The organism is Pseudoalteromonas sp. MER144-MNA-CIBAN-0113 (genome assembly GCF_040308965.1).
In the GTDB taxonomy this organism is placed as follows: domain Bacteria; phylum Pseudomonadota; class Gammaproteobacteria; order Enterobacterales; family Alteromonadaceae; genus Pseudoalteromonas; species Pseudoalteromonas tetraodonis.
The window spans coordinates 1-23,173 of record NZ_JBEOOG010000020.1 but is presented as its reverse complement, the minus strand read 5'-3'; the positions used below and the strand labels follow the sequence as shown (position 1 = coordinate 23,173).

21 protein-coding genes are annotated in these 23,173 nt (G+C 40.4%); 9 read left to right on the top strand and 12 right to left on the bottom strand.

Going from position 1 to position 23,173, the window contains the following annotated elements; translation table 11 throughout:
- Position 1 precedes the first annotated feature (1 nt).
- On the top strand, positions 2 to 631 hold the full coding sequence (maiA, locus tag AAEY57_RS07405) for a maleylacetoacetate isomerase (RefSeq protein ID WP_290191365.1): 630 nt from the start codon (positions 2 to 4) through the stop codon (positions 629 to 631).
- A 9-nt stretch (positions 632 to 640) separates the two neighbouring features.
- On the opposite strand, the gene AAEY57_RS07400 is transcribed toward maiA, so the two are convergent.
- On the bottom strand, positions 641 to 874 hold the full coding sequence (locus AAEY57_RS07400) for a TIGR02647 family protein (protein ID WP_288984863.1): 234 nt from the start codon (positions 872 to 874) through the stop codon (positions 641 to 643).
- Between the two features lie 104 nt (positions 875 to 978).
- Between AAEY57_RS07400 and AAEY57_RS07395 the strand changes: the two genes are divergently transcribed.
- A complete protein-coding gene (locus AAEY57_RS07395) occupies positions 979 to 1,281 on the top strand; it encodes a DUF1496 domain-containing protein (RefSeq protein ID WP_290191366.1) in 303 nt (100 codons plus the stop codon).
- A gap of 97 nt (positions 1,282 to 1,378) precedes the next feature.
- Positions 1,379 to 1,687 carry a VF530 family protein gene (locus AAEY57_RS07390; RefSeq protein WP_008112331.1) on the top strand — a complete coding sequence of 103 codons (309 nt, stop codon included), beginning with the start codon at positions 1,379 to 1,381 and terminating at the stop codon, positions 1,685 to 1,687.
- Positions 1,688 to 1,729: 42 nt separating this feature from the next.
- Here AAEY57_RS07390 and AAEY57_RS07385 read toward each other — a convergent pair whose 3' ends face one another.
- From AAEY57_RS07385 to AAEY57_RS07350, 8 genes are all read right to left on the bottom strand, one after another.
- Positions 1,730 to 3,352, bottom strand: coding sequence for a diacylglycerol kinase family protein (locus AAEY57_RS07385; protein ID WP_138563385.1), 1,623 nt, complete (start codon positions 3,350 to 3,352; stop codon positions 1,730 to 1,732).
- Positions 3,353 to 3,660: 308 nt separating this feature from the next.
- A complete protein-coding gene (locus AAEY57_RS07380) occupies positions 3,661 to 4,281 on the bottom strand; it encodes a TetR/AcrR family transcriptional regulator (protein WP_335675335.1) in 621 nt (206 codons plus the stop codon).
- A 138-nt stretch (positions 4,282 to 4,419) separates the two neighbouring features.
- Entirely contained in the window at positions 4,420 to 5,829 is a 1,410-nt protein-coding gene (locus AAEY57_RS07375; protein WP_350607234.1) for an efflux transporter outer membrane subunit, read from the bottom strand.
- A complete protein-coding gene (locus AAEY57_RS07370) occupies positions 5,829 to 8,960 on the bottom strand; it encodes an efflux RND transporter permease subunit (protein WP_350607231.1) in 3,132 nt (1,043 codons plus the stop codon). Before AAEY57_RS07370 ends, AAEY57_RS07375 begins: the two co-directional genes overlap by 1 nt.
- Positions 8,961 to 8,972: 12 nt before the next feature.
- Entirely contained in the window at positions 8,973 to 10,142 is a 1,170-nt protein-coding gene (locus tag AAEY57_RS07365) for an efflux RND transporter periplasmic adaptor subunit (RefSeq protein WP_350607228.1), read from the bottom strand.
- A gap of 201 nt (positions 10,143 to 10,343) precedes the next feature.
- Positions 10,344 to 11,633 carry a polyamine export protein PaeA gene (paeA, locus tag AAEY57_RS07360; protein ID WP_350607226.1) on the bottom strand — a complete coding sequence of 430 codons (1,290 nt, stop codon included), beginning with the start codon at positions 11,631 to 11,633 and terminating at the stop codon, positions 10,344 to 10,346.
- Between the two features lie 120 nt (positions 11,634 to 11,753).
- Positions 11,754 to 12,455, bottom strand: a complete 702-nt coding sequence (locus AAEY57_RS07355) for a substrate-binding periplasmic protein (RefSeq protein ID WP_350607223.1) — start codon at positions 12,453 to 12,455, stop codon at positions 11,754 to 11,756.
- A 98-nt stretch (positions 12,456 to 12,553) separates the two neighbouring features.
- A complete protein-coding gene (locus AAEY57_RS07350) occupies positions 12,554 to 13,663 on the bottom strand; it encodes an arginase family protein (protein WP_350607220.1) in 1,110 nt (369 codons plus the stop codon).
- A gap of 412 nt (positions 13,664 to 14,075) precedes the next feature.
- Between AAEY57_RS07350 and udp the strand changes: the two genes are divergently transcribed.
- Entirely contained in the window at positions 14,076 to 14,831 is a 756-nt protein-coding gene (udp, locus tag AAEY57_RS07345; protein WP_350607219.1) for a uridine phosphorylase, read from the top strand.
- Here the strand turns inward: udp and cdd are convergent.
- Together cdd and ppc are read right to left on the bottom strand one after the other, a co-directional pair.
- On the bottom strand, positions 14,820 to 15,749 hold the full coding sequence (gene cdd / locus AAEY57_RS07340; protein WP_350607216.1) for a cytidine deaminase: 930 nt from the start codon (positions 15,747 to 15,749) through the stop codon (positions 14,820 to 14,822). The genes udp and cdd overlap by 12 nt on opposite strands.
- Positions 15,750 to 15,871: 122 nt before the next feature.
- Positions 15,872 to 18,517 (bottom strand): phosphoenolpyruvate carboxylase, encoded by a 2,646-nt coding sequence (ppc, locus tag AAEY57_RS07335; protein WP_350607214.1) that lies wholly within the window; start codon positions 18,515 to 18,517, stop codon positions 15,872 to 15,874.
- Between the two features lie 120 nt (positions 18,518 to 18,637).
- On the opposite strand from ppc, the gene AAEY57_RS07330 reads away from it, so the two are divergent.
- The 5 genes from AAEY57_RS07330 (at position 18,638) to AAEY57_RS07310 (ending at position 22,497) form a co-directional block, all read left to right on the top strand.
- Positions 18,638 to 19,036 carry a thiol-disulfide oxidoreductase DCC family protein gene (locus tag AAEY57_RS07330; protein ID WP_350607212.1) on the top strand — a complete coding sequence of 133 codons (399 nt, stop codon included), beginning with the start codon at positions 18,638 to 18,640 and terminating at the stop codon, positions 19,034 to 19,036.
- Positions 19,033 to 19,758 carry an SDR family oxidoreductase gene (locus AAEY57_RS07325; RefSeq protein WP_350607210.1) on the top strand — a complete coding sequence of 242 codons (726 nt, stop codon included), beginning with the start codon at positions 19,033 to 19,035 and terminating at the stop codon, positions 19,756 to 19,758. Before AAEY57_RS07330 ends, AAEY57_RS07325 begins: the two co-directional genes overlap by 4 nt.
- A gap of 11 nt (positions 19,759 to 19,769) precedes the next feature.
- Positions 19,770 to 20,378: a flavin reductase family protein gene (locus AAEY57_RS07320; RefSeq protein WP_350607207.1), complete on the top strand. Its 609-nt coding sequence runs from the start codon at positions 19,770 to 19,772 to the stop codon at positions 20,376 to 20,378.
- A gap of 129 nt (positions 20,379 to 20,507) precedes the next feature.
- Positions 20,508 to 21,728, top strand: coding sequence for a M24 family metallopeptidase (locus AAEY57_RS07315; protein ID WP_350607204.1), 1,221 nt, complete (start codon positions 20,508 to 20,510; stop codon positions 21,726 to 21,728).
- A gap of 109 nt (positions 21,729 to 21,837) precedes the next feature.
- Positions 21,838 to 22,497, top strand: coding sequence for a DsbA family oxidoreductase (locus AAEY57_RS07310; RefSeq protein ID WP_350607202.1), 660 nt, complete (start codon positions 21,838 to 21,840; stop codon positions 22,495 to 22,497).
- Between the two features lie 37 nt (positions 22,498 to 22,534).
- Here the strand turns inward: AAEY57_RS07310 and AAEY57_RS07305 are convergent.
- A partial coding sequence (locus AAEY57_RS07305) for a transporter substrate-binding domain-containing protein (protein ID WP_350607200.1) occupies positions 22,535 to 23,173 on the bottom strand: 639 nt, incomplete at its 5' end.

The window sequence follows — 23,173 nt, the reverse complement described above, 5'->3', positions numbered from 1 at the left end:
TATGAAGCTTTATACTTATTTTCGCTCATCTGCAGCGTATCGTGTGCGCATCGCATTAAACCTAAAAAATATTGTTCACCAGTTGGTGCCGGTAAACTTACTAAAATCAGAGCAACAAAGCACAGATTACTTACAGAAAAACCCCCAAGGACTTTTACCTTCTTTAGAAACAGAAAACGGCATATTAGGTCAATCTCTAGCAATTTTAGAGTACCTTGAAGAGCAATATCCTGAAACACCATTACTGCCTGGTAATGCATGGCAAAAAGCACATATTCGCAATTTAAGTTATGCAATTGCGTGTGATATTCACCCGATTGATAATTTACGTGTGCTTAAGTATTTAAGTAGTGAACTCAATGTTGATGATGAAGCAAAAAATAAATGGTACCGCCACTGGGTTGAAGTGGGTTTTGAAAAAATAGAACGCATGCTAGATAGCAAAAACACATTTTGCGCAGGCGACTCGCCAAGCTTAGCTGATGTATGTTTAGTACCGCAGGTATTTAATGCCATTCGTTTTAAAGTAGATATGGCTGCCTACCCTAAAATAGCAGCCATATATCAGCGTTGTAATGAGTTGGCAGCCTTTATTGATGCAGCCCCTGAAAATCAACCTGATGCAAACTAATAGAGTAAATTAACTTTTAAGTGCACTGTGTATTACAGTGACATGCTCAATTAAATCTAAGCCCAGTTCGGTTAAATAGCCACCATCTGGGCTATCTATAACCCCTTTATCGAACAAACGTTGTGCTGCGCTTAGTAAGGCGGGTTCAGCGTCTGAATGAAGTTTAATTCCTTGCATTTTGCTCTCGCGTGGAAATTTTGCTAGTAGTGTAAATTCGTCAATCATGGTTTGATCAAATTGCATATCAGTTCACCTTTTTATTGTTCTGTGTTTTACTTATGTTGTCTTACTTACCCTAGCATGTTTTTTTGCTAAGTGTAGTTATTTTAAACACCTTGAGGTTATTCATGCGTTATTATTTTACTTTTATTATTGCTGTTTTATGCTTGTGTTTTTCAGCTTTAAGCTACGCTAACACAATACAAACGCTTCCTATTGTTGATGCTACCCAGCTTATAAACACTAGCACTGAGTGCTGGTATGATAATAAACGTTACAGCGAAGGAGCTATACTGCAGGTTCACTCAGTTACGCTTATTTGTGCTGCAAAGTACCCCCAACATAACAACAGTCAATTGATTTGGCTAAAGCTTGATAAGCAAGGTAACCTTATTTACCCCAAGAAGCCTGCAACTATTACTGTAAATTAATCAAGATTAACAATCTGGAATCTGCCAGCCATCTCCAAACTATTAAGATGCGGTGGGATACGTTACAATACATGCAGTTTAAAAAAGCAGTGTGACTATGAATAATCAACCAAAAAACCCGCTACATGGGATAACTTTAGAGCAAATTCTTGTAGAACTAGAGCAACTTTTAGGCTTTAAAGCAATGGGTGAACAAGTAAACATAAAATGCTTTACTGATTCTCCGAGTATCAAATCAAGCTTAAAATTTTTACGTAAAACCCCATGGGCAAGAGATAAAGTAGAAGCACTTTATATTCATACCATGAGTAATAAACCGCTACGAAAACCCAGAAATAAACCAAAACTAACAGAGCCCACGCAACCTGATACATCAGATTTTGTATGGCCCTCTATTAAAAAATAAATGAGTGCTAAATGGCGTAATATTTACGCCATTTTTAGTCAGTTAGTTTTGTTCTTGGCATATTACATTCAATGAAGCAGGGTGAATACTCACTACCACTTTATCGGCAGATTTAACCTCACCATCAATTACATAATCTAGCGTTTGATCTGCGCTTATCTCTACACGTTTTGCGTTAGTATAATGCGAGTTAATAGCAAAATGTGTTTGCGTGATACTGCTAAACATTAGCTCAGCAATACTCAATACTGTGGTTTCATTGTCTTTGTTTGGCGTTAACCAGTTTACGTCTAATAATCCATCACGGTGGTCGGGTTGTCCCCCACCTTGGGCTAAAAGGGTTGTAAATGGGGCAGCATTAGCGACAATAAAGCTATTTGTATTAATAGCTTCAGGCTCATTATCATCGAGTTTAACCATCAGCTTTTGCGCTTTATTCTCGCCAAAGGAATGTAAAAAACCATTTAAATAAGCAAGCTGGCCAGCTTTATTTTTCGACTCTCTATCTGCTTTTTCAATCATTGCATGCTCAAAGCCAATGCCAATTAGCAATAACATCAAATCGTTATTACAATATGCGGTATCGATCAGGTTTGTCTGACCATCAATTATTAAATCGCACGCTTGCTCAACAGGAATAAATTTAGATTTTATTCCCATCAGCACATGGGCCAACGCATTAGCTGTCCCCAACGGTATAATTCCTAATCGACAAGACGTACCCACTAAAACACTCGCAACCTCTGTGACAGTGCCATCTCCACCGCAGGCAATTATAATATCAGGCTCGTGCTCTATAGCTTGTTTAGCCAATGTAATGCCGTTTTGTTCTGGTGTAGTTTTTAAAATGGTTAAATCATAATAAGCAGATAAACGTGTAACGATTAAATGCTCTTTTTCAGACCATAACTTAGTACCTGATACAGGATTAGCAATTAAATATGCTTTATTTTTTATCAGTAGCTCACCTCTTCGGTGGCGCTTAACTAAATGGCGTAATTGGCGTTTATTAAGATTGGCTGTTTCACGTGTTTCTTTAATTTGAGCAAGAATGTCATGTACATCAGCTTCTTTATTTTGACTCAATAAATACGCTGCCATAACAAACACCGAACGTCCGCGACCTAATGCACAATGCACCACAACACGACGGTCTTTCTTTATATGATGATGGATCCAGTTAATTGCCTGGTTTAATTGCGAGTGAGTAGGCACACTATGATCAAGAACAGGAATGTTTAAATAACTAATATTTTCTTGGGTAGATGTCCACTCAAGTCCATCAAATTCACAAGTCACATCTAAAATAGCGGTAATGCCATTTTCTTTTAATGTATCTATATCAGAGGGAAACAAACGACATGCTAAAAATAAGTTATCGTTTATTTGTTGAATTGGGGGTACCTTATCGTGTTTGCGTGACCATGCATTATAAATTTGTGCACCTAACAAAAAAGGAACAAATGCCCAACGAATGTAAAAAGGGATAACGCCATTTTCGCGTTTTCTAAATACTTTTCCTGCGTTAAAAAAATAAGCACCGCTGACCAATATCAGCGACAGCGCCGTCCAAAAAAATGCAACCGCGAAGTAAACAGAATTAACCTTCAATCCCAGTACTATAAATACTAATGCTGTTACAAGATAACTGACTGCAGCCCACATGAGCTCTCCTTTAAGTTGGCAGCGCCATATTAGCGCCTTTAATATAGTCCTAACTTGCAAATAATACGCCAAAAAAGCAATTTATCTTGTTTGTTGTCGTTTCGCCACCGGCGTCGATGTCACATCAACTGGCTATAACCCATTGTTAATCATTGCTTTTTAATATGAAAAAGGAATAACTTCACGCTAAAACATCGTACTCAGTTTTTATTGATTACGCTTAAATAAAAGCAGCTTAATTTATATAACTCTTTCATATTTACAACAATATCAGTCAAATATTCATAATTATTTAATGCTTCAACTTATTATTTATCAAATGGCATAAGTAATGTTTTCATTGCTGGGCGCAGTGCAATCAATACAGTTTCCTCGGTCAATTCAGGAAATAACATTTTTCGTAATAGCAGTCCGGCCATCACTGAGAAAATCACATTAATGCGGCTTTCGAGTTCTTGCCCTGAATGTGATTTTATTAAACTACTTTCACTGACTAATAAATCACGCATTCTGTTACGTGCTTGCGTATCAGCCTCGCGTAGTAATAAAGCGACTTTTTTGTTTCTACTGGCCTCTGCCATCATGTCTAAGTCAACTACGCAGGCCCCCGTGTCCATATGACGCTGCACACCATGGTGTAAGCCATCAAGTAACACTGTTAAAATATCGCCAGGTTGATCTTCAAACTCTTGAAATATGGAAAACATTTCTTCCATATCTTGTTCAATAATACTTTCAATTATGGCTTCTTTACTTTCAAAGTAATTATAAATATGGCCGGCACTCATCCCTGCTGTTTTAGCTATTTCTGCCATACCTGCGCCATGGTAACCTTTGCGACGAAAACAATCAGCAGCGGCGGTTAATACCTGCTCGCGACGCGCTTGTGCTTGCACCGGATCTAGGTGTTTTTTATTTTTAGGTTTCATTTGAAACTCCAGTATCGAGTCTCTCAACTCGAAATATTTAGCGTTTACTGCTTTGATCACAAAAAATAAACGCTAAACGGGCATTACTTTAATCACGCATAAAACCTTTTATTGTTAACAGGCTTTATGCGTACTAATTTACTTAACGGTTGAAGTAGTGGTCTGCCAGCCACCGCCAACCGCTTTGTATAAATTGATTTGACTTGCAAGCACAGCTTGTTGGCCCGTGATCAATTGCTGCCTTGCGCTATACCAAGTTCGCTGAGCGTCAAGCACTTGTAAAAAGCTATCAACCCCTTTATCGTATCGCGCCTGTGACAAGTCATAGGTTATTTTTCGGCTTTGTAGTAGCTGTTCAAGTGCGCTTAATTGGGCATTGTAACCCTCTCTATCAGCAAGCACGTCAGCAACTTCACGAAACGCTTGCTGAATTTTTTGCTGATACGTTGCTACAGCAACTTGTTGCTCTGCATTAGCGACATCTAAATTAGCTTGGTTACGTCCCATATTAAAAATAGGCAAATTTACCGACGGCATAAAGCTCCACGTACCTGATCCTGCATCAAATAAATTACTTAAATCACGTGATGCTGTTCCTGCATTGGCTGTTAAACTAATACTTGGGTAAAACGCTGCCCGCGCAATCCCTATATTGGCATTTGCGGCAAATAATTGATGCTCGGCCGCTTTTATATCAGGACGCTGTGTTAGTAAATCAGACGGAAGGCCGACAGGAACAGCCGGTAAATCAAGTAATGAGTTCAACTCTTTAGTCGGTAGTAAGTCCTGCCCCACCGGATTACCTACTAATAAATCAAGCGCGTTTTTATCGCGTTTCACTAAACGTTGGTATTTAGCAATATCAACTTTCGCTGTGGCTACCGTACTTTTAAGCTGTTCCAGCGTAATTTTAGAAGCGGCACCTAAATCAACACTTTTTTGGGTTAATGATAAGGATGCTTGCTGCGATGATAACGTCTCTTGTGCCAACGCTAACAACTGTTGATCGGTCGCGTAATTTAACCAGGCATTAGCAAGCTCTGCAATTAACGACACTTGCATGGTGTATTGGCTCAGTTGAGTTGAATAAAGCATTTGTAATGCTTGCTCTGACTGATTGCGTACTTTACCCCATAAATCTAACTCGTAAGCCGTCATGCCTACCGTTGCACTGTATTGAGAACTTATTTGTGGTTGACCACTTGCTGATAAATCGCTGGGTAAACGCTGACGACTTCCTGATGCATTAAAATCCAGTGATGGATATAACGCAGAATCTTCGATCTGATATAAACCACGCACTCGTTGCACATTAAGTGCTGCTATTTGCAGGTCTTTATTATGTTCAAGACTTTGTGATATCAGTGTTTTAAGTTTTTCATCATTAAAAAACTGCTGCCATTTTAACGAGGACACCTGCTCATCCCCTGTCTCTGATGCATACGCATCAGGGACAGGTAAATTTAGCGCTTCTTGTTGAGGAGCTAACTGACATCCAGATAAAATAGCTAAAGTTAAAGCACTAAAACTGATTGCTCTTACACTCATTATGCTTCCTCCTGCGAGCTGGTTTTAGCTTTACCTGAAAACAGTCTGCGTACTAAAACAAAAAACAATGGCACAAAAATTACCACCAGTGATGAAGCAGCAAGTGTACCACCAATAATAGAGATACCCAGCGCATTTTGTGCACCCGACCCTGCGCTCGACGCAATAGCCAAAGGTACAACACCACAAATAAAGGCCAGCGAGGTCATTAATACTGGGCGTAAACGCAGTTTAACAGCAGCTATTGCAGCATCCACTAAGCTCAGGCCTTCTTCCATTTTATGAATAGCAAATTCAACTATTAATATCGCGTTTTTAGAAGCTAAACCTATGGTGGTTAATAAACCAACTTGTAGGTAAATATCATTTGATAAATTACCTAAAAAAGCAGCCATAACAGCACCCAATATACCCAGTGGCACAATAATCATTACCGCAAATGGTACCGACCAGCTTTCGTATAACGCAGCTAAACATAAAAATACAAATAGCAGCGATAATCCATATAACAACGGCGCTTGACCGCCACTTGATCGCTCTTGAAACGAAATACCAGTCCACTCAGAGGCAATACCGTTAGGTAGTTGCTTGACTAAACGTTCCATTTCATCCATTGCTTGCCCTGTACTGTAACCTGGCGCAGCTGTTCCTTGAATTTCCATAGCAGAAAAACCATTATAACGCTCAAGACGTGGCGAACCATAGGTCCAATGCGAACTGGCAAATGCTGAAAATGGCACCATATCACCGCTATCATTACGTACATACCACTTGTTTAAATCCTCTGGCACCATTCGCGATTCAGCATCGCCTTGTAGGTATACTTTTTTTACACGGCCGCGGTCAATAAAGTCATTTACATAACTACTACCCCAGGCTGTTGCAAGCGTGCTGTTAATATTAGCTTGCGAAACGCCCAGTGCCTGAGCTTTTGCAAGGTCTACATCAAGCTGGAGCTCTGGCATATCTTCTTGGCCATTAGGTCGTACGCCCGCGAGAATTGGGCTTTGGCTTGCTAAGCCTAATAACTGGTTACGCGCGGCCAGTAGAGCCTCGTGGCCAAGTCCAACACGGTCTTGTAAAAACATATTAAAGCCATTGGCTGTACCTAGTTCCACAATCGCTGGCGGCGGAAATGCAAATACAAACGCTTCTTTAATGGTAGAAAAATAGCCCATTGCTTTACCTGCAACTGCTTGCACAGATAAACCTTCGCCTTGACGCTCATCCCAGTGCTTAAAGTTAACAAAGGCAATTGCTGAGTTTTGGCCAGAACCTGCAAAACTAAATCCAGTCACCGTGAAAATACCATTTACAGCATCCGATTGATCGTTCAAAAAGTGTTTTTCTACTTTTTTAACTACTTCAAGCGTTTCTTCAGTCGTTGAGCCTGCTGGTAATGACACCTGATTAAACAAAATACCTTGGTCTTCATCTGGTAAAAAAGCAGTTGGTAAGCTTGAAAACACATATACCATACCACCCACAAGCACACCATAAATAAGTAAGTAGCGCTTTGATTGGCTGATCATACGCCCAACAATACCTTGTGCACCGCGGTTTGTTTTATCAAAACCACGGTTAAAGCCAGAGAAAAAACGACCGAATAACGAGCTGTTATCGTGAACATGGCTTGGTTTTAAAAGCGTAGCACACAACGCAGGCGTTAAAATAAGTGCCACTAATACCGACAAGCCCATTGCCGACACAATAGTAATAGAGAACTGACGGTAAATAACACCGGTAGAGCCACTAAAAAACGCCATCGGAATAAATACTGCCGACAGCACCATAGCAATACCTACCAATGCGCCTTTAATTTCGTCCATTGATTTACGTGTTGCATCTAATGCCGAGAGTTTTTCTTCAGTCATTAAACGCTCTACGTTTTCTACTACAACAATCGCATCATCAACCAACAGGCCAATGGCAAGTACCATAGCAAACATGGTTAATGTATTTATTGAATAGCCAAACGTGTACAAAATACCAAAAGTACCGAGTAACACCACCGGCACAGCAATCGTTGGAATAAGCGTAGCGCGGAAGTTTTGTAAAAACAGATACATAACAACAAAAACGAGTACCACTGCTTCTATTAAGGTATGAACCACTTTTTCAATCGATAGTGATACAAAAGGGGTGGTATCGTAGGGTACAACAACGTCTAATCCCTCAGGGAAAAACGCTTTAAGCTCTGCAATCGCAGCTTTTACACCTTCAGCTGTATCAAGGGCATTTGCCCCACTGGCAAGCTTAATACCTAGGCCTGATGCAGGTTTTCCATCGTAACGAGCTACAACACGGTAGCTCTCGCCACCTAGCTCCACACGCGCTACATCTTTAAGGCGAACAAACGAGCCATCAGCGTTTGCTTTTACTATAATTTGTTCAAACTCTGCTGCGGTTTGCAAACGGCTTTGTGCTGTTACCGTTGCATTGAGCTGCTGGCCTTCAACCGCTGGCATGCCCCCTAATTGACCAGCAGATACCTGCGCATTTTGCGCACTAATTGAGGTGCTAATATCAGCAGGGGTTAATTTGTAGTTTTGCAACTTAGCTGGGTCTAACCAAATACGCATAGCATATTGAGAGCCAAATAGCTGAACTTCACCCACCCCTTCAACACGCGAGATAATATCTTGCACATTAGATGAAACATAATCACCAATGTCGATATTGGTCATGCTGCCATCTTTTGATACAAAACCTAATACCATTAAAAAGTTACGTGCAGACTTAGCCACCGATACACCTTGCCTTTGCACTTCTTCTGGTAAAAGCGGTGTAGCTGTGGCTAACTTGTTTTGCACTTGTACCTGTGCAATGTCTGGGTCTGTATCGGCGCTAAATGAAAGCGTAAGCGTAGCCGAACCACTCGACTCAGACGTAGATGACATATACAACAAGCCATCTAGTCCTTTCATTTTTTGCTCTATAACCTGGGTAACCGTATCCTCTAGGGTACGAGCTGATGCCCCTGGGTAAGTAGCGGTAATGCTAATTGCTGGCGGTGCAATTGACGGGTATTGTGCTATTGGTAAACTTTGAATAGCCAACACACCTGCAAGCATAACCACGATAGCAAGCACCCACGCAAAGATGGGTCTGTCGATAAAAAATCGTGACATTAAAACTCTCCGTTATTGCGCTTTGTCGGCTGTTGCAGACGGTGAAACTTCTGAAGGGCTAACTGGCGCACCTGGGCGAATTTTTTGTAAGCCTTCAACAATTACTTTATCGCCATCAGCTAATCCAGCGGTAACTAACCAGTTAGAGCCAATCGTTCTATCTACTTTTAACACGCGGCTTTCTACGGTGTTTTCTTTACTTACAACCATCGCTGTTGGCTCACCTTTGGTGTTTCGGCTTACTCCACGCTGCGGCACTAAAATAGCGTCTTGTTTTACACCCTCAACCACTGAGGCACGTGCATACATACCCGGTAGTAATAACTTATCTGGATTTGGGAATTTAGCGCGTAAAGTTACCGACCCAGTGCTTGGGTCTACAGTTACTTCTGAAAATTGTAACGTGCCTTTAATTGGGTAAATAGAGCCATCTTCCATTTGCAGCTCAACGTCGGCTTGTGCTTTTGAGTCAACACTTAGTGAACCAGAAGAAATGGCTTTTTTAAGTTGAGTTAGCTCGTTGCTTGATTGCGTTAAGTCAACATAGATAGGGTCAAGCTGGGCTACTGTTGCCAGTGCCGTTGTTTGATTAGCACTTACAAGCGCACCAACAGTAACGTTCGATTTACTAATTTGACCACTAATCGGAGAAGATACATGGCAGTAATCAAGATTAATTTGCGCGCTTTGTAACTGTGCTTTTGCTGTTAATAGCTCGGCTTGTGCTTGCTTGTATGCTGCATCGGCTTCATCAAAGTCTTGCTGGCTTACCGCTTTAATTTCTAGTAATTCTTTATAACGCGACGCTTTAGATTTACTGCTTGCAATACTAGCCTCTGCGCGCGCAACGGCCGCTTTGCTGGCTGCGAGTTCTGCCTCAAAAATGTCAGGATTAATGTGATAAAGCGCTTGGCCTTGCTCAACCTGTGTGCCTTCTTCAAATAAGCGAGATTGAACAATACCACTTACTTGAGGACGAATTTCAGCAATTTGAAACGCACTAACACGCCCTGGTAATTCTTTTTTAAGTGTAATAGCTTGGCTTGTTAAGGTGACCACACCAACAGGTGTCGCTGCAGGAGCAGAAGCCTTAGGCTGTTCAGCAACCTGATCACAACCACTTAAAGCAACAGAACCAACGAGGGCCGAAAATACAAAAAAAGCGATGCGGGAACGCTGCATGTAAAATACCTTTTAGTTTAGAATGAACGATCATTCTAAACTAAAGTAAAGCAATTTAAAATAGCTACTGAGCAACATTTACACATTTTTACAATTGAATAGATAAGTAACACAAATAACAGCTGAGTTATTTAAGCAACACCCATAAAAAAAGCAGCCAATGAACTTTCATTGGCTGCTCTTAAGCTATGTTGGCTGTCATTATTCGTTGTCAGTATTAACTCTAGAGACTAGTAATTGCTCAATACGAATTCCTTCCACGTCCACAACTTCAAATTTAAAACCTGCAAATAAAACAAACTCTGCGCGTTTAGGAATATGTTTCATGGTATAGATTAAATATCCGGCCACGGTTTCATAATGATTTTGATCAGGAAATTCATCAATTTCAAGTACCTTCGCCAGCTCAACAATCGGGGTTAAGCCATCTACTAACCAAGAACTCGCGTCGCGCTCAATAATTAACTCTTCACTTTGATGAGTAATTAAATCGCCCATAAAACCTTTCATTAAATCTTTAACCGTAACAATCCCAACCACCAAAGCATACTCATTAACTACCACCGCAAAAGGATGCACAGCGGTTTTAAACGCATTTAACGCTTCAGATAAACTCAATGTTTCGGGCAAGTAAAAAATATCTTTATCAAGCATGTCATCGTTAATATTTGCCGCCTCACCTTTGAGTACTTGGCGTAAAATATCTTTAGACTCAACAGAGCCAATTAACTTATCAAGATTGCCTTTGCACACTAAAAAGTGATTGTGCGGGTGATCTATAATTTTATTTGCTATATCGTCGCTAGATTCATCAATATCAAAATAAACAATTTGCTCACGCGGTGACATAACGCTTGATAAGAAACGCGCTTCTAAATCAAATACATTTCCTATTAAATCATACTCTTGTTGCTGTAAACTGCCATATTCAGCACCAGCATCCATCATCGCAACAATATCTTCAGTGGTCACAATATCTTCACGTTCGCTGGGCACTTTAAACACCCGTAAAACAATATTGGTTAAGCCATTAAAAAATAATACCAGTGGCGTGAGCGCAAAAGTAACCCAGCGCATAATTGTCACCACCCTCACCGCAACGGCCTCAGGTAAAATCATCGCTAAACGCTTTGGGAGTAAATCGGCAAATAAAATAAATAACGAGGTAATAATTAAAAACGATAATACAAAGCTAATTTGCCCAAGTAATGGACCTTGATAAAACAGCTGTAGTATTTCTTGCATGTAAGGAGACAATGCTTGCTCGCCAACAATCCCGCCTAATATGGCAATCGCATTGAGCGTAATTTGGATCATGGCGAAAAAAGCCCCAGGCTGCTCTTGCAGCTTTAATACTGCTAGCGCTTGCACATTTCCTTCGTCAGCCATAACTCTTAATTTTATTTTGCGTGAAGCGGCAATCGAAATTTCTGACATCGCAAATAACGCACTCATCAAGATTAATAAAGCAATCCCGATTAAATCACCCATTTATAACTCCAAAATAATCGCTTTTATTAGCAAAAGCAGCTGGATTATAGCCGCTTTTATAAACAGGGCAATTGATATTTAAATAATATTATTTTATTAAATTAATCAATAACTTAATATTTATAGTTTAGACTCATATGAAGAAAAAGCCGCGCTAAGTTGTTGCTTTACGTTATCGGGGAGATTTTTATTACAGGCAAAATATAAAGGGGCTTGATGGGCATTGATGGGCATGAGTGATTCGAGTTGTAATTTGTTTAATAAATGAGATTGTTCATGGTTTATTCGCTGCGCTGGTATAACAACTAAATCAATACTCGAACTTCGGGTTTGGATTATCTTAAAAATATTATCAAAACTACTAAACAGCATTAAATTTTCGTTTTCTTTAAAGCCTTTTGAAAGTAAGTAATGATGGCTGTAGTTATCTTTTAAAACCGCAATACGGTATTGCTTAGCCTGCTCTAAATTAGTTAAGGAAATACCTTTGCTTTTAAGGGAGTAAAAATTAGTGTCAAATTGGGCAAGCTTAGCAAACCAAATAAAATTATTTTCCCGTTCAGGCGAACGAGAAATGGAAAATATACAGGTTTGGGGATCTCTCAGTGCAATATTGTAAGCCATACTCCAATCGCTTACAGAGATTGAATAATCAATGCCTGCGCTATCAAGCGCCAATCGGACTTTATCGGCAGCATCACCTACTAAATTGTTATTCGCGTCCAGATACTGCGCAGGCGCAAAGTTCTCTGTTACAACAGTAAGTTTAGCCGCACAATGATGGCTTACAATGAGCAATAATACGAAATACCACTTAGTCACAATAACCCACTATATAAAATTTAAGATGTTACTTTTTTGGTAAAAGCAAATTTAATATAGCAGATTAATTACAAATAGCCAATTTTGGGCCTGTGGGATTAACGATTCATTGCTGCAATTAAGAATGCTGAAATTTTAGCGCCTTCTCTAAGCGTCGTCTCTGAGCTTGATTGACCCACTAATGAGCTGTCGGTAAACGGCGCGATTTCCATCATATCTGCACCGGTTATTGGAAACTCATCGGCAATGGCTGACAAAATATCAAGCGCATGCTGTGGTGTTAATCCATTTTCTTCAGGTGTACCTGTTGCTGAGGCAAATTGAGCATCGAGTGCGTCAATATCAAAGCTTACATACACTTCATCAACCTTGTCAGCCTTTAGTTGCGCGATTGTATCGGCAGCAACAGCGGCTGCGCCACGCTCAATAATTTCAGCAGCCCAGTGCTGTTTAACGCCAAAGGTACTTTCCCAATGTGATTTAGGCTTACCACTTGAGCGAATACCAAATTGAATTAAATGATGTGGCGCGGGTAAAAATTCTAAAATATGGGTACACCAAGAGCCAAAACATAAATCGATGCCTAAACGCTCAACCAATAAATCGGTGTGGGCGTCAAAATGAATAATAGCCGTACGCTTACCTTGGCTACGCTTTGCTTTTAAGTACGCTTTTGTCAGCGGGTAACTAATAGAATGATCGCCACCAATGCCAAAAATGCCTTTATCTTGGAATGTTGCATAAAAGCTGTCACATACATCTTCAGTAATAGACAATGGGCTTACATAATGATCGTTATTGTCATTGCCATAAAGCGCTTTTTGGCAATTGGTAATTGTTGCCTCGTTTAAGTATTTATCGTGTAATAAATGCGGTATTACACGTACATCACCTAAATCAAACGAACGACACTGTGTTTGTTGATCAATCAATGCTGAGCGTAAAAATAAAGGCCCCCAGTTAGCGCCACGTAAAATCCCACCACCGCAATCAGAGCTAATGCCTAGCATTACTGCTTTATGTGGTGAATTAGGTAGCTCGTTAAGTGAGTCACGCCATAAAGCATCGACATTTTCAGTTTGACCATATAATTTATTTCTGAGTGCTGCTTTGCGTTCTTTTGCCGTATTAACCGTAAATACACCGTCGCCAGGTGCACATAAACAGTGTTCAACTTTATTTTTAAATGCTTGAAATTGTGTGCTCATTGTAAACCCTTTTTCAATCTGAATATCTTGTCTATTATTGAGTAGTTATGCAAAACGACGAACGCTGAAAAAATTAAAAATTAATTGTCTGTGGTTATAAAAATCACTGAACGTTGTGTTTTGCAAGGTTAGGTCAGTGGCAAAACAATACAAAACCTACTAACTAACCTTATGAATATAAACAATTTAAAATTTAGCTAACAACTCTTTTGGCTAGCTACTGGTTTGCTCTGAGGTATGAATATAGTGTCTGAGCAAACAAGTCAACTGGCTCATTTTGTTAGTAATTTTAGCCATTGATTGAATATTCAGAGTTGATGAATAAATCAATACGGACATCCGTCCTGTACTTCATTTAGGTTTCTCGTAATCATGTTAAATTGACAACAACTCTTATTAAAAAGGCTTAGTTATGGAAAAGGTATTTCACTTAGGACTGTGTATTGATGATTTAAAAGGTGCAAAACTGGCTATTGTTCCAGGGGATCCAGATCGTGCAGCACGCATTTCACAGTTCTTAGATAATCCAACCTGCCTTACTCAAACGCGTGAGTTTCACATTTATTTAGGCCAATTAAACGGCCACTCAGTGGTTGTATGTTCAACCGGTATCGGCGGCCCTTCAACGTCAATTGCGGTTGAAGAACTGGCTCAACTTGGCGTACGTAGCTTTCTTCGCATTGGCACAACAGGCGCGATTCAGCCGCACATTAACGAAGGCGATATTTTAATTAGCCAAGCCTCAGTTCGTTTGGATGGCGCGAGTCAGCATTTTGCACCGCTGTGCTACCCTGCTGTTTCTGATTTTTTTGCCACTCAAGCGATGGTAAAAGCCTGTGAAAACCTAAACATCGATTTTCATATCGGTATCACCGCTTCAAGCGATACCTTCTACCCAGGACAAGAGCGTTACGATACGCATTCTGGTTATGTTCCTAAGTCATTACAGGGTAGCTGTGAAGAATGGCAAAAACTAGGCGTGATGAACTACGAAATGGAATCGGCTACTTTATTTACTATGTGTGCCGCTCTTGGCCTACAAGCAGCCTGTGTTGCAGGTGTATTAGTAAATAGAACACGTCAAGAAATTCCTAACGTAGACCACGGCGAGATTGAGAAAAAATCGGTTGCCGTGGTACTTGAAGCCGCTAAAGTGTTACTTGGCTAATGTTGCGCTAATAACCTCAAGTGTTGGCAAGCCAGTAAAGCTTGCTAACACGGCTTTTGCCACCCCTGATTGGTTTTCATGACCAGCCGTTTCTAATAACGTAACTGATTTAACTGTTTGCTTATCAAAGCTCAGTCCTGCTAAAAACAACTGACTCACAGCACTTTGTAATGGCGATAAACTCGGGCTGTACGCTGCATTTTCTGCATAGCTGCCATAAAAATCACCGTTTTCAAACGTACTTATTTTTACTGCACTGTAATTTTGGCTGTATGGCACATAAGCCGCTAAAGCATAGCTCATCAGCTTTTCATCAAGTTGTTTGTTTTCAAAACAATTAGTTTGCTCTGCTGGGTTAAATAAGCTGTGCTCATTGCCTAAATCGGTTGGTCCAAATGAATGAGGTAATAACTCTGCCAATTTAAAGTTTTGTGCTGGCAGTAAAATATCAAGCTCTTTTGCATCAGCGAGTTCATTCATAAATTGACGACAGTACCCACATGGGACATCACTAATCGCTATTTTAAGAATTTTTTTACCGCCATTTAACCAGGCATTATTAATTGCAGATTGCTCACCGTGCACCACTAAACTAAGTGCTTGATGGTCAAACTCAGCGTTAGCGCCAAAGTAAAAAGTGGTGTTTCCTTGTGAATCAAGCCCTTTTACAATTGCGCCGACATGAAATTTGGAAATAGGTGCAACCGAAAACTCTGAAGCCATAGGCACTAAGCCTTGCAATAAAGTATCTTCGCTAACATTGAGCTCGGTGCAAAGCGCTTTAATATCGCTTGAATATAAAATACCGCGTTGAGTTTTTAATTGACTGCGTAGAGCTTGCGTTTGCGCTACGTTTAATGAGATGTGTGAATTGCTAAGTGCTGTATTATGTTGCACTTTAAAAGTTGCTGAAGCCATAATAGTTTTTATTTGTTCAATGGCCAAGTAGTGTAAAAGGTTGGCAAACGAAATACCAGCCTATTCAGCGTAAAAAAAGGGAACACGTCGCGTGCTCCCTTTAAAACTAATCTAATTTTGGATTAACCTGTATTTCGCATACCCGCTGCAATCCCCGTCATGGTGATCATTAGGGCATTATCTATATCGCTTTCATTACCTTTATCATCGCCACGAGAGCGACGTAATAGCTCAACTTGTAACACGTTAAGGGGATCAGTGTATGGATTTCTAAGCCCAATAGACTCTTTGATCCAAGGTTGATCGGCTAATAGACTTTTTTGTGGGCTCAATGATTGCACTAAGGTTATCGCCTCTGCTAATTCCTCACGTAAGGCAACACCTAAAGGTTTATACATGTCTTCCACCAGCGCATTATCGTAATGCTCACTCAACCAGCTATCCGCTTTACTAAATACCATTTCTAGCATTTCTAAACGAGCTCTAAAGAACGGCCATTGCAAACTCATTTCACTTAAGGTTTCAATCCCATATTTTTCAAGCGCGGCTTTAAGTCCACTTAGTGCGCCTAACCATGCAGGTAACATTAAACGATTTTGACTCCACGCAAATATCCACGGAATAGCGCGTAAGCTCTCTACCCCACCATTCGGATTACGTTTAGCTGGCCTTGAACCTAATGGCAATTTAGATAGCTCCAATTCTGGTGTTGCCATTCTGAAGTAAGGTACAAAGTTTTCATCGTGGCGTACCACATTGCGGTAGTGCTCACACGATACATCACTAATTAATGCCATGACTTCGCGCCATTCATCTTTAGGCTCTGGCGGTGGTAATAAGTTACTTTGCAGCACCGCACCCGCGTATATGTTTAAGCTTTGCAATGCCACATTGGGTAAGCCAAATTTAAAGCGGATCATTTCGCCTTGCTCTGTCACCCTCAGGCCCCCTTTGAGTGAACCCGGTGGCTGCGAATGCAAGGCTTGCGCTGCAGGTGCACCGCCTCGACCAACCGTTCCACCACGACCATGAAATAAAACCAGCTCAATACCGCGTTCATCCGCCAGTTGCACTAATTTGTCCATTGCCTCATATTGTGCCCAGCCAGCAGCCATCATACCGGCATCTTTGGCTGAGTCTGAATAACCAATCATCACATTTTGAGTATTTTTAATATGACCTCGGTACCACTCATTATTAAGCAATGTAGTAATAACATTATGACCATCATTTAAATCATCTAAGGTCTCAAATAATGGCGCCACAGGGAGCTCAAAACCGCAGCCTGACTCTTTAAGTAATAGCTGCACTGCTAAAATATCAGAAGCGGTTCGGGCCATAGAAATAATATATAAACCAAAGGTTTTTGCATCTTGTTGCGCAATAACATCAAAGGTGTCGAGTACCTCTTGTACATCAGGGCTAGGTTGCCAATGCTTAGGAATAAGCGGGCGACGAGAGTTAAGCTCAGCAAGTAAAAAAGCCTGTTTATCTTGCTCTTGCCATTGATTGTAGTCACCAATACCTAAGTAACGAGTTAGTTCAGAAAATACATCACTGTGTCTTGACGAATCTTGGCGCACATCCAGTTTTGCCAAACGCAGTCCAAAGCTATTTACTCGGTGGATCATATCAAGTAATAAACCATCGGCCACCACTTGCATGTTGCATTTTAATAATGAACGATAACATGCCTCAATAGGGTGTTTAATTTGGTTGATATCGGTGATTAAATCTTGTGATTCTGTACGCTTGTTTTTAATTTTAGCGCTTAAGTACATCACTGTTTCAGCCACTTGGTTTTTAAGCTCTTTGAGCACGGCTCGATAAGGTTCAAACTCTTGCCCTGCCAGTTTAATGAGCTCATCACTGGCATCAGACATTGAAAGTTCAGCACACAAAGTTTCTAAATCACGCTGGTATAAATCCAGCGCCATCCAACGGCCATGGTCGAGCACTTGCTTGGTTACTTCGGCGGTTACAAACGGGTTACCATCCCGATCTCCCCCCATCCATGAAGTAAATTCTATCGGGCTGTAATCTGCAGGCAATTCTAAGCTTAAATGCTGTTTTACATGCTGGCTAAACTCACGTAAAAAACGAGGCACTGCTTCCCACAAACTGTTTTCAATAACTGCATAGCCCCATTTAGCTTCATCGACAGGGCTTGGGCGTGAACGACGAATATCGTCAGTATGCCATGCTTGGCTAATTAACTGCGCAATACGGTTTAATATTGCTTCGCGTTCTTGCGCAAGGTTGTCGGTACGCTCAAGCGACGCTAAACAATCGCTAAGCTCAACGTGTTTATTAATAATAGTACGGCGAGTCACCTCGGTTGGGTGTGCTGTAAGTACTAAGTTTATGTGGAGTTTTGAGAGGGTATCGGCTAAATGGTTATGATTAAGCTGACCTTGTTCGGCTTTTGCTGCTAACGTTTTTAATGTTTGAGTGAGAGGATTTAGTTGGCAAAAACCAACATCATTAAAACGTGATACGGTATGAAACTGCTCTGCAACATTCGCTAAGTTTAAAAAATGATTAAATGAACGGGCAACCGGTAAAAGCTCTTCATCACTAAGCGCATGCAGTACATCTATAAGCGCTTTACGATCGGCTTCATTGCCACTGCGAGATGATTTTGATAAAGCCCTAATTTCTTCTACTTTATCTAAAATATCTTGTCCTTGAGCATCTTTAATAGTTTGTCCTAATAATTGCCCAAGTAAATTTACATTACCTCGCAAGGCGGCATATTGTTCACTCATTTTTAGCTCTCCTTTGTTTCTTTGAAACCTATTAATATCATTATGTTTACTTATTTAATAGATCCATTTGCACTGACAGGTCGTAAAAAAGCATATGTAAAATAAACACAAAGCGATGACATGATCATTTTTTATGATGGTAATTGCCCCCTTTGCAATGCAGAGATGCAGCATTTAAAACGTGCCGATGTTGATCATAAAGTTACACTAGAAGATTTAAATGCTGATGACTTTAATACGCGTTTTCCTGCAATCGATAAGCAACACGCCATGAATATACTGCATGCCCAAACTGATAATGGGCAGATAATTTTCGGCTTAGACGTGACTTATCAAGCTTGGCGTACTGTTGGCAAATACCCTTGGCTTAAAATTATTCGTTTGCCCGTAATTCGCTTTTTTGCCGATCATGCTTACACTTTTTTTGCAAAATACCGCCATCATATAAGCCGTTTTTTAATGCCCAATGCGCAGTGTAGTAATGGTCAATGCAATATCAAATCTAAAGGTGAAAAATGAAAACAGTGATTTTATTTGGCGCCAGTAGCGCAATTGCACAATCCTACGTAAGTCATTTAAATCAGCAAGCAACACAATTTAATATAATTTGTGTCAGCTCATCGAATATTGAGCATAATGATGACAAGGTAACCTATTTCCACAGCGACTACTCGGCGCAAAGCCTAAATGAGCTAACCCAGTCGTTAAAGTCACAACAAATTGAGCTTGCTCAGGTAATAATATTTAATGGTCAATTACACAACGACCAGCACATGCCGGAAAAAAAGCTCGAAGAAATTAACAGTGATTATTTTATGCAGCTTTTGCACTCTAATACACTTGTCCCCCTGCTGTGCTTACAAAGCATAATGCCATTACTTAACCACAAAGTTCATTGCACAATTACCGCTTTAAGTGCTCGTGTAGGTAGTATTAACGACAATAAATTGGGTGGCTGGTACACCTATCGCGCATCAAAATCAGCACTTAATATGCTATTTAAAACAGCCGCTATTGAGCTTGCTCGTCGTGCTAAAAACACTAAACTAGTCTTATTTCACCCAGGTACCACAGATACTGATCTATCTAAGCCATTTCAAAAAAATGTACCTGCCGATAAACTATTTACCCCTGAGTTTGTTGCCCAACAATTATTCAAATTTACTTACGATAATCCCCAATTAGAACTTAACGGCGAACCTGCCTACCTAGATTGGCAAGGAAACACCATAAAATGGTAAGGAATCAACACATGCATTTTTCCAAAGACCGCATAGCCGCACTTGAAAAACACACACGCACACACTTTATAAATTCGCTGTCAGGATTTAAAAGTGCCAACCTAATTGGCACGCAAGACTTACAAGGTAATACTAATCTAGCCATTGTTAGTTCGGTTATTCATTTGGGCGCACACCCGCCGCTAGTAGGCATGATAATGCGCCCGCACAGTGTACCAAGGCATACATTCGAAAATATTATAGAAACGGGCGTTTATACTATAAACCAAGTAAATAGTGATATTTACCAGCAGGCACACCAAACCTCTGCCCGCTATAGCAAAGACGAGTGCGAGTTTGATGCAACCAACTTGACTAAAGAATACTTAAACGAGTTTAACGCCCCCTTTGTTGCGCAAAGCCGACTAAAATACGCAGTAAAATTTATTGAGAACCAACATTTAGCGGTCAATGGTACCGAATTGGTTATTGGTGAAATAATGGATGTATATGTGGATGAATCAGCACTCCAAAGTGATGGTTTTTTAGATTTACAAGCCATTGATACGGTTGCAGTAACCGGATTAGATAGCTACCACACGGCAAACAAGCTTAATCGCTTACCCTATGCAAAAAAATAACCTCAAGCCTACCGAATTGGTAGGCTAATTTCTTTATTTATTCACACACTGCGCTACTTACCAATCGCAATTAATTTGAAATTAAACTGTTAAACCTACACACTATGCAAAATTTTGTAGGAGAAATGTATGACCACAGTTGGTATTGGTACTCACACACCCGAGCAAGCACTTGCTAGTTTAAGTAATATGACCCACTCAGTAACGCCAATTCAGGCCGATGAGTATTTAGCGCGTATGGCCAAAGCGCAAGCTTATATGCAAGCGAACAACATTGATGCCATTTATTTAAACGCAGGTACCAACCTAACCTATTTTACCGGAATGAAATGGTATGCCAGTGAACGACTTGTTGGCGCTATTTTACCTGCCGTAGGTGATGTGCAATACATTGCTCCACATTTTGAAATTGGCTCTTTAAATGGCTTTAAGGTTATTGATGGCCCCATACACGGCTGGCAAGAGCATGAAAGCCCGTTTAAGCTATTCGTTAAAGTGCTTAAGCAGCTTAATATTAGCGACACCGCTACCGTTGGTATTGATGAGAGCGCACAGTTTTTTATTTTTGATGGTATCAATAAAGCCAGTTCAGGGTTAAAATTAGTTAACGCACAACCTGTCACTGCGCATTGTCGAATGCATAAATCAGCCAATGAATTAGCATTAATGCAATGCGCCATGGATATGACCTTAGCGGTTCATCAGGCTACAGCGAGCATGCTTTATGAAGGTATTAGCACGATAGAAGTCGAAGAGTTTATAAAAAAAGCCCATCAAAAAGTAGGTGCAGCGGGCAATTACTTCTGTATTGTATTGTTTGGCCTGGCCACCTCATTCCCACATGGTGTAAAAGATCCACAAATTTTGAAAAAAGGCGACATGGTACTTATCGATACTGGATGTAAAGTGCACGATTACCTTTCTGATATTACGCGTACTTATGTATTTGGTGAAGCAACCAGCCGCCAACGCCTATTTTGGGATTTTGAAAAAGCGGCACAGTTAGCAGCTTTCAATCAAGCAGCCCTTGGCGAAACCTGTGAATCGGTTGACGAAGCCGCTCGCAGCTACTTAGCAGCACAAGATTTAGGGCCTGAGTATCAAACACCAGGTTGCCCACACCGTACAGGCCATGGTATTGGCTTAGACATTCACGAATGGCCATACCTAGTTGGCGGTGATAAAACCCCGCTTGCCACAGGCATGTGTTTTAGTAACGAACCTATGCTGGTTATTCCAGATGAGTTTGGGGTTAGATTAGAAGATCACTTTTACATGACAGATGACGGCCCGCGCTGGTTTACCCAGCCAAGTTACAGCATTGACGACCCGTTTGGCTTAAACAGCTAATATGTAAAAAGAGCAGCACCTTCGCTGCTCTTTTTGTGTTCAGTGATTGATAATGTAGACTTCATCCCAATATCCATTGTTATTACTAAGCAATCCTTCAAGGATCCCTATGAAAAACTTAAAAATTGATATCGTCTCAGACGTAATGTGCCCATGGTGTATTATCGGTTACAAGAACCTAGAAACCGCATTGACCGAGCTAAAAGAAGAAATGAGTGCGGATATTACATGGCACCCTTTTGAGCTTAATCCAGATATGCCACTTGAAGGACAAGACTTAAACGAGCATTTGCAGCAAAAATACAGCTTAACCGAAGAAGAAAGCGCGCGAAATCGTCAAAATATGGCGGATGCGGGTGAACGAGCTGGCTTTACCTTTAACTTTGACGGTAAACGCATCATGATCAACAGCTTTGATCTACACCGCTTGCTAATGTGGGCTCGTGAAGAAGGCAAGCAAACTGAGTTAAAATTGGCGTTTTTTGAAGCACACTTCACCGATTTAAAATATTTAAATCAAGAAGATGCATTACTAGATGTGGTAGAAAAAGTCGGCCTTAACAAAGACACAGCCCGCGATATTTTACACTCAGATAAATACGTACAAGCGGTTCGCGAAGAGCAAAATAACTTTAAGCAAATGGGTATTACTTCAGTGCCTACTTTTATTATAAATGATAAGTACGCGCTTACCGGTGGGCAACCGAGTGAATCGTTTATTCAAGCACTTAAGCAAATAAGTGAAGAAGAAGCCAAGCAGGAGCAATAATTTTTAGGGTTAGGCTACATTTTGCGGCCTAACCTTATTAATTTTTTAAGTTAAACACCTGCCTGTTGTTTAAATTAAGCCCGTCCTCAACATCACGATAATAGTGCTCATAAAGCGCATTTAACTCGCCGCTATCTGCTAACTTTGTTAAGCCTTGCTCTAATAACTCAATGATTGCTTTGTTATTTTCGTTTGCGTAAAAATAATAGTAATTATCGTATTGCAGCATAATATGAGGCTCAATAACAAAGTTATACTCGGGATGTTTACGTATTTCGGCTTTTATAGCAGTTACTGAACGCGGAAAATAATCGCCAAGTCCTTCATCTAACGCTTTTAACATGCTTTCATAACTCAAATCACCATTAACTGTTAAGCCATTGTTCTTTAATACATAATAATCAGACCAACTTTGCTTTTGTAAGGCTATGAACGGCTTTAGTTGTTCAAGGGTTTTTATATCTGAAAATTCGCCCAACCGGCTTTGTTTAACCATGAGCAAGCGCTTTGAATGCAGCCCATTATAAATAGGATAACTTGTGCGGATTAAATATCTTTGCTCTGCAAGGGAGTTTGGCAAAGTTAACCAAGCTAAATTAACCTGAATCTCGTTTAAGAAAATTGAACTAAATGCCTGTTCCGAGATCCGATCTTTCGACCAAGAACGATTGGATAA

Excerpts from the sequence above, each read along its gene's own strand:
- maiA (WP_290191365.1), top strand. The coding sequence starts at position 2 with ATGAAGCTTTATACTTATTTTCGCTCATCTGCAGCGTATCGTGTGCGC.
- AAEY57_RS07400 (WP_288984863.1), bottom strand. The coding sequence starts at position 874 with ATGCAATTTGATCAAACCATGATTGACGAATTTACACTACTAGCAAAA.
- AAEY57_RS07395 (WP_290191366.1), top strand. The coding sequence starts at position 979 with ATGCGTTATTATTTTACTTTTATTATTGCTGTTTTATGCTTGTGTTTT.
- AAEY57_RS07390 (WP_008112331.1), top strand. The coding sequence starts at position 1,379 with ATGAATAATCAACCAAAAAACCCGCTACATGGGATAACTTTAGAGCAA.
- AAEY57_RS07385 (WP_138563385.1), bottom strand. The coding sequence starts at position 3,352 with ATGTGGGCTGCAGTCAGTTATCTTGTAACAGCATTAGTATTTATAGTA.
- AAEY57_RS07380 (WP_335675335.1), bottom strand. The coding sequence starts at position 4,281 with ATGAAACCTAAAAATAAAAAACACCTAGATCCGGTGCAAGCACAAGCG.
- AAEY57_RS07375 (WP_350607234.1), bottom strand. The coding sequence starts at position 5,829 with ATGAGTGTAAGAGCAATCAGTTTTAGTGCTTTAACTTTAGCTATTTTA.
- AAEY57_RS07370 (WP_350607231.1), bottom strand. The coding sequence starts at position 8,960 with ATGTCACGATTTTTTATCGACAGACCCATCTTTGCGTGGGTGCTTGCT.
- AAEY57_RS07365 (WP_350607228.1), bottom strand. The coding sequence starts at position 10,142 with ATGCAGCGTTCCCGCATCGCTTTTTTTGTATTTTCGGCCCTCGTTGGT.
- paeA (WP_350607226.1), bottom strand. The coding sequence starts at position 11,633 with ATGGGTGATTTAATCGGGATTGCTTTATTAATCTTGATGAGTGCGTTA.
- AAEY57_RS07350 (WP_350607220.1), bottom strand. The coding sequence starts at position 13,663 with ATGAGCACACAATTTCAAGCATTTAAAAATAAAGTTGAACACTGTTTA.
- udp (WP_350607219.1), top strand. The coding sequence starts at position 14,076 with ATGGAAAAGGTATTTCACTTAGGACTGTGTATTGATGATTTAAAAGGT.
- cdd (WP_350607216.1), bottom strand. The coding sequence starts at position 15,749 with ATGGCTTCAGCAACTTTTAAAGTGCAACATAATACAGCACTTAGCAAT.
- ppc (WP_350607214.1), bottom strand. The coding sequence starts at position 18,517 with ATGAGTGAACAATATGCCGCCTTGCGAGGTAATGTAAATTTACTTGGG.
- AAEY57_RS07330 (WP_350607212.1), top strand. The coding sequence starts at position 18,638 with ATGATCATTTTTTATGATGGTAATTGCCCCCTTTGCAATGCAGAGATG.
- AAEY57_RS07325 (WP_350607210.1), top strand. The coding sequence starts at position 19,033 with ATGAAAACAGTGATTTTATTTGGCGCCAGTAGCGCAATTGCACAATCC.
- AAEY57_RS07320 (WP_350607207.1), top strand. The coding sequence starts at position 19,770 with ATGCATTTTTCCAAAGACCGCATAGCCGCACTTGAAAAACACACACGC.
- AAEY57_RS07315 (WP_350607204.1), top strand. The coding sequence starts at position 20,508 with ATGACCACAGTTGGTATTGGTACTCACACACCCGAGCAAGCACTTGCT.
- AAEY57_RS07310 (WP_350607202.1), top strand. The coding sequence starts at position 21,838 with ATGAAAAACTTAAAAATTGATATCGTCTCAGACGTAATGTGCCCATGG.